Origin of the sequence: Methanococcoides seepicolus, assembly GCF_023684405.1 — an archaeon.
Lineage (GTDB): Archaea > Halobacteriota > Methanosarcinia > Methanosarcinales > Methanosarcinaceae > Methanococcoides > Methanococcoides seepicolus.
Map to the genome: position 1 here is coordinate 1 of NZ_JAGSOI010000094.1, position 6,300 is coordinate 6,300.

A 6,300-nucleotide genomic window follows, 5' to 3' on the forward strand; every position below is an offset into this window, starting at 1 on the left:
CTGTAAAAAAGAAAAAACCTCTCTTGAATAGAATTCTCTGTCCAAACAAAGAACATTGATCTTGAGTTTAATCTGTTTTATCTGGTCTATGAAATATTTGAGATAATCTGTCTTGGATTTTCCTTTTTTCACAGGAAGCACAGAAATTGTAACCCTTTCATCTTTGTCAATAATGCAAAGCGAGATGTAAGAATAGAATGAGTTCGTTGATTTTTTGGCTTGACCTCTAATCACATATCGATTATTGCTATCATCTATGCCTCCATAGTATGGATCATTCGTATAATCAATAGCAAAGTCATGCTTTTTCTTTTGTTTGAGAGTTTCAAGTGATGATTGTAAGAGTATTTTTGTATTGTGTTCAATGAGTTGATCCAACTCGATTTTTTGTAAATGGTATCTCATTGATGTTTCACAAGGAATCTTATGATACTGTTTTTTAATTGAATGAATTGAACGGTTCCATGTTGCCATACCAAGAACACTGGCAAATAGATCTTTGCAATTGAGAGAACCATTGATTGGAATATGGATATTGTCGAGAAGAGGCTGTAAAACAGTTTTGATGCAGTGGGTTGGTGTTAGTTCTAGTCGAGGTAACATGGAGGGGATTTTTAACCGTATATAAATGTGCCGTTTGATGTGGATTTAGGGGGTTAAGCAAAAATTAGAGAACTACTGAATTTGTACTCCCATTTATACGCACAAATTATGCATCATAATTTGACAATGTATAGTAAACATATTACATTTGGTAAATTAAATACATAATCGTACTTGCTGTTAGTAGGTGACTTGATGGTAAGTGACAAAAAAGAAAAAACGTAGCTTTTTTATTTCCATCTTCAAAACTATAAAAAAAGGGTTGTGTGAAAATTTTACAAAAGCGTAGTGTTTTTTGCTATTACCTATATCCCTGAAATGCTGTGCGAGGTACAAAATTCGAACCCTGTGTGTTTAGGAAATGATGTCTGTTTGATGGGCAACATCAATCCAAACGTATTTGGTGACGGGTCATTTGCTGATATTGAGAACGAAGTGAAAAACTGTATGGATGCAGCTCCAGAAAAAGGATTCATCCTCTCGACAAGATGTGAGATTCCGCTTCTGAACCAGGACGATTATAAAATCAGAAGCATTGATAATAAATCATCAAATACTGAATGTTGATTGATGAGACATATCCATAGCAAAAGTTCAACTTCAAAAAAGTAAAAAGTAGCCCTGTCAAAATAGGACTATCCAAAGAAATTGTATAGTCCCGCCCGGTTGAGTTATGCTAGGGCGCTCATCCAAGCTCTGCAGTGTCACAATTCGATTCTGAAGGACGGACAACTCGAAGACATCGAACGCCGACCGGAAGCACTGGAGAAAGGGGGAATGACCACACAGACAATTGAGAAGCGACTTAAGAAGCTTGAAAGAACTGAGACTGCAAAACAAGTGTGTGGAGTTTACATATTCAATCCTAAAACGGAAATCCTTGGACAGTTCCTAGCCAGTGGGAAGTATATGCTCTATTTGCCGGACAATGGCAGGGATGTGATTGAATGACTCTAGCATCAGTTGAACAAAGAGTTGATGAGCTTGAGCAGAGCAGGCCACCAAGGCCGGTTTACTCCGAGAGTGCTACAAAGGCCTGAACATCAAGCGTGATAAAATCGAGCAGGACAAGAATACCCATTTGCACTACGTTCAGGAGATCGCTGACCTCAAAGGCCTGAAGAAACAGAAGGTCGAGCATTCTGGGAGTGTTGAGCATACTGGCAGTGTAGTCGTCTACTTACCTGATAATGGTCGTGACAATGAGGATGATAAGTGAGTTCTAGAAGGACAATAATTCAAAGAGGGGACCTGAATTAGCTTTTGTCCTTAAAGGACCCACATGTACCCCACGCACCATTATCTTTTTCGTATATTTATAAATATCTAGTAACAGTGTTAACCCAGAGGAATGAATCATGAGCTCTAAAAGGACAAGAATTCAAAAGTGGGAGTGAATTGGCAAATGTCCTTGAAGAACTCATCATATATAAATTCTATTTTTTTTATATATATAGGCATCGATACATGTTGGACACCTGCAGAGGAACATGACAATGATTGAAATAACGACACAAAGTTATGAAGAAACAGAAGTTTTAGATGAGTTCTAAAAGGGCAAAAAATAAGTTTTTTGGAGTGGTGGGGTGGGGGGGTGGTGGTACTGCCCTTAAAGAACTCGCTAAATCCACGTAAGCATTATACATCTATAAATAGATTTCCACATAGAGTAATCGAAGAGGAACATGTCAATGATTGAAGTAAGAGCACAGCCCGGTCCACAATATCTGCTTCTATGATGGTGGTGCTGCTTCGGTGTTGATGGGGAAAGAAGAAGTTCTCGTCTTATGCGGTGTTACAATGACTTCGTACAAATTGAGACAGTTCGAGAGATTACAGGATGTGATTCTCCAGATAATATTCATCCCTTGCAGCTACGAATGCCTTCATGTTCTTCAATGCTGTATGCGGTGCAATTCCACAACCTGGTGCAAGTATGTCTACCCCATCTCTTATACACTGCATAGCTTCCCTTTTCACATCTTCGGGGGATTTACTAAGGAGTGTTGCTGAGGGTGAGACATTTCCTATCAGGCACGCTCTATTCCCTATAATTTCTTTGGCGCGTTTTACATCCACTTTTTCTTCGATGCTAATACCATCAAATCCTGATTTTGACAGTGATTCAAGTATAGCGGTAGAGTCCCCACACATATGTAATGTTTTCAGGCCATTAACCTTTTTATTGATCTTCTTGTACTCCGGAAGCACGAAAGATTCGAACATTTGAGGAGAAATAAGGGCTGGTCCACCTTCAGGATTGGATATGTTAACAGCATCAACTCCGTGTTCAAAGAGGGCATTGGAATATTCTATACATACCTCAACCCCAATCTCAAGAAGATCTGATGGGACACTTATCTCTTTTACATCCTCTTTTCGGGCACATGGGAAACCTTCTTGATGCGGCTGAGACGTCGATTTCTAGATGGAAACGGCATCCTGAATTCTTTGAGAAGATCGGTGGTTTCACTCTATCTACTTCTACGGAGATGCAATGACTTCGTACAGAAATGTGGAGGATTACTCTTAAATAACACATAGTATATTTTATACAAAATAACTATAAAAATTTATTATAAATGTTACATATGGAGAAAAGTGGAGTAAATGAAACACGAAATAAAAGTAAAAACGATTATCATCTCATTAGTTGCAATTTCTTTGTTACTAATGTACAATTTAAGTTCTCTTTTGGGAAGCAGTGTTAGTTCACTGAAGACCGTTCCATTGCTATTAAGCACAGTAGGGTTTGCAACAATCGGGACAATCTATCTGTTGGAGATCCAGAGGGTTAAAGCGGAAGACTGATACAGCATTTTTTGTATTTCTTACAACCTTCATTTTCATCACCAAACAGCTCTTATATGCTCAGGATCCGGGGACAATAAATCCCCCTGATATTTCATCTTTTTAATCAATTCCTCAGTGCGCTCACGTCCAATATGTAAATTTGAAGCTTCCCAGTAAACATCTTCAAGTGAAGCGTTTTTGGAAGGAGAATATGAGCTGAGCTGCTCGATGATTTCACGCACAATCTGTATTTCTTTTTTTGAGTTTGTTCCCGCTTTATTGTCGGTAACTGGAATCTTTTCTTTATATTTTTCAATTGAGTTAGCTTCTATAACAAAATCACCAGTAGTAGATGTTGATTTGAAATGTGCTTTTAGTACTCCGGTTACAACGATCTTATCTTTAACATTTACAGTATCCACCAAATCCCCTTCTAAATAAACAAGCAATGATCTTGGATCAATAGTATTCAATTCTTCAATCCAGATCTGTTGAGAATCGGTCCGTGATGATTTTTTTTCTAAAAGAGTAAAGTCCGATTTATTGCCGCACCATTCATTTTCACAATGTACTGGTTTCCCAACTTTAGATCCTTCAACTGGTAAGTACATAACAAATTCGCAATGATCACACATATAAGCAGTAGTTTTCCATATCGGATGGATTTCTTTTATGATTGAAACCTCGCCTTCTACAGAGATTGCATTTGAAATATCTTTGCTTCTAATATTCCTTATTTTTAAGATCTCATTACTGCTCATGTGAATCACATATTCAATTCTTTTAATGTTATATCAACAAACTGCACCATAATATCCAATCGATTAATACACTAGCCCCGAGGAGTTACACAGAACGTTTCTGTGACGGGTTCTTACCAAACCCTTATGTCTCTTTCACTGCAGAAGCACTGTGGCCAATCTCAGCCGTCCTGGCTGATAGGTTAGAATTGGATGCCATGATCTCCCTTTGTTTCTTCGTGTGGATTAATATCCTGATTAGAGACTCACGGAGAATCAACACCGGACGATCTAACATCCAGATCTTAGCCAAAACTAGACCGGCAGTTGAAGTTGCATTAGCTGAGAAAATGAAAACAAGTGAAATTTGAATGTTTCATTCCCCATTCAAGCTTCCACGAAATACAAATGTTGCTTACCGTGACATCATTCGTTAATGTATAACGATAAATAAAAATAAATAGGTGGCAAAAAGATTCAACTGATTAAGATTGTTTCAAACAATGTTACTACGATCAAAGGGCTTGATCGATAATAATTGAATTGACTTCACTCATCATTTTGAGGTAGTCATTACCAGTTTCTGTAATAATGTATTTGTTGGATGGTTTTTGCACCAATTTCATCCGCATCATCGCATCGAGATATTGATCTGCTCTTTTAAAATTCAAATTTGCGCTATAGACGACCTTTGTTTTCGTTACTTCAGATCCTTTTAAGACTTTCAATATGTCCACCATTATTTCTAATTTGTCACGTTTCGTACTCATACCACCTAAAGTTTCTAGAGGGAATAGAAAGGGGCAGACACGCCTCCTTCATTTAATAAGTTAGTAGAACCACCACCACCACAGTGTTCGTGTTTTACACCGTACCACCGGAGTTGTAAAACACACATAGCTCTTAATATATAATAATCGATTAATAACATATAAACTATTCGAACGGTTTTCGAATGTTATTATGCTCATTATTATGCGACATGCATAAGATTCGGTATTGTCTACTTCACCAGAAGCCTGGAAGAAGCAAGACAGTTGGTATTGACGAGAATCATAAACCGTTTTCTCTCAATGCTCATGTGATGAGGGGTTGGAGAAATGGGGGGAGTGTTGAGAGATACCACCCAATAATTTCTACAGAGCAACTTCATCAAAAAAAGAAAAAGTAATTGGCTTTACCATAAGTAGCCCGATAATTTAATTTTTAGCCTTCCTCAAACTCTTCATCTTCTCAAGCTCAGCCTCAAGTTCCTGCATCTTCATTTCATCGATCTTATCTGTAAGGTCTGCGAGTTCCTTATCTGCCATCTGGATCGCACCGTGCAACTTTTCAATGATGTTCTTCTCCAGATTAACCTTCTGCTTTTTTGTTTCACTCACAAGGTCTTCAACAAACATCTTTCCTTCTTCTTTGCTAATTGCACCTTCTTCGATCTTTTCCTCGACGAACTCCTTAATTCTCTCTTCAGATAGTGCTGCCAGTCCTGCACCGATCAAAGCTGTTGCCCCCAATAGACCAATTTTCTTCATCTTATCCATTTATTTCCACTCCCATTTTATTTACAAAATATTTTAAAGCTTGCTTAATATTTTATATAAGTTGCTTAGTCCGGTTGCTTGCAAGGTGTAATAGGTTAGTTATAGCACATATGCTGGCCATAATGCCTCTACAGATTGTGATTTATGTATCATGTTCATTCGTCAATATTTCAGCATAAGCACAAGAGTCAATATTGTATTGATTCAGAAATCCTACAACACCCCAAATTGCATTTCCCCGCTAAAAAAATGTGTTCAATTTAATATATATTTATTGGAAGATCTCAAGATGAATCTGTTGAGGAAGAAGATCATTGATATGCCTTATACTGAATGGAAGAGTGCGACAAGAAAGTTAAACCATGAATTGCGGAAACGCTGTCCCTTCCATTTGGGATAATCCTACTATGACATGCGTTGATGGTAACGTCAGGGTGTGAAGCTCATATGACAATATGGAGAAGTTTGGGAATCTAACCTAAACAATCTGTTAGGATAAGGTGCGACAAGAAGTTATAACATGAATTGCGGCAACGCTATCCCTTCCATTTGGGTTAATCCTATTATGACACGCGCCAATGGTAACGTTGGGGTATGAAGCTCATAGGACAATGTGGAGAATC

Annotated in this window: 8 protein-coding genes and 2 pseudogenes; 5 read left to right on the forward strand and 5 right to left on the reverse strand. The window is 37.9% G+C overall.

Annotation, left to right across the window (positions count from 1 at the left end; translation table 11 throughout):
• Positions 1–603, reverse strand: a pseudogene (locus tag KDK67_RS13310) (ISH3 family transposase); the annotation flags it as partial.
• Between the two features lie 318 nt (positions 604–921).
• Between KDK67_RS13310 and KDK67_RS13315 the strand changes: the two are divergent.
• From KDK67_RS13315 to KDK67_RS13325, 4 genes and pseudogenes are all read left to right on the forward strand, one after another.
• Positions 922–1,170: a uroporphyrinogen decarboxylase family protein gene (locus KDK67_RS13315; protein ID WP_276575167.1), complete on the forward strand. Its 249-nt coding sequence runs from the start codon at positions 922–924 to the stop codon at positions 1,168–1,170.
• Positions 1,171–1,269: 99 nt separating this feature from the next.
• A pseudogene (locus KDK67_RS14695) lies at positions 1,270–1,362 on the forward strand (hypothetical protein); the annotation flags it as partial.
• A gap of 18 nt (positions 1,363–1,380) precedes the next feature.
• Positions 1,381–1,554, forward strand: a complete 174-nt coding sequence (locus KDK67_RS13320; protein ID WP_250869328.1) for a hypothetical protein — start codon at positions 1,381–1,383, stop codon at positions 1,552–1,554.
• Positions 1,555–1,684: 130 nt separating this feature from the next.
• Positions 1,685–1,822, forward strand: a complete 138-nt coding sequence (locus tag KDK67_RS13325) for a hypothetical protein (RefSeq protein ID WP_250869329.1) — start codon at positions 1,685–1,687, stop codon at positions 1,820–1,822.
• Positions 1,823–2,436: 614 nt separating this feature from the next.
• Here the strand turns inward: KDK67_RS13325 and KDK67_RS13330 are convergent.
• Complete coding sequence (locus KDK67_RS13330; RefSeq protein WP_338101271.1) at positions 2,437–2,964, reverse strand: uroporphyrinogen decarboxylase family protein; 528 nt, start codon at positions 2,962–2,964, stop codon at positions 2,437–2,439.
• 249 nt (positions 2,965–3,213) lie between these two features.
• Here KDK67_RS13330 and KDK67_RS13335 point away from each other — a divergent pair, with 249 nt between their 5' ends.
• Positions 3,214–3,414, forward strand: a complete 201-nt coding sequence (locus tag KDK67_RS13335; RefSeq protein ID WP_250869330.1) for a hypothetical protein — start codon at positions 3,214–3,216, stop codon at positions 3,412–3,414.
• A 38-nt stretch (positions 3,415–3,452) separates the two neighbouring features.
• Here KDK67_RS13335 and KDK67_RS13340 read toward each other — a convergent pair whose 3' ends face one another.
• The 3 genes from KDK67_RS13340 to KDK67_RS13350 all read right to left on the reverse strand — a co-directional run bounded on the left by KDK67_RS13340 (position 3,453) and on the right by KDK67_RS13350 (position 5,677).
• The gene (locus KDK67_RS13340; protein WP_250869331.1) at positions 3,453–4,157 is read right to left on the reverse strand and encodes a minichromosome maintenance protein MCM; all 705 of its coding nucleotides are present in this window, start codon (positions 4,155–4,157) and stop codon (positions 3,453–3,455) included.
• Between the two features lie 494 nt (positions 4,158–4,651).
• The gene (locus KDK67_RS13345) at positions 4,652–4,906 is read right to left on the reverse strand and encodes a winged helix-turn-helix domain-containing protein (protein ID WP_250869332.1); all 255 of its coding nucleotides are present in this window, start codon (positions 4,904–4,906) and stop codon (positions 4,652–4,654) included.
• A gap of 429 nt (positions 4,907–5,335) precedes the next feature.
• Positions 5,336–5,677 (reverse strand): hypothetical protein, encoded by a 342-nt coding sequence (locus tag KDK67_RS13350; RefSeq protein ID WP_250869334.1) that lies wholly within the window; start codon positions 5,675–5,677, stop codon positions 5,336–5,338.
• Positions 5,678–6,300: the final 623 nt, after the last annotated feature.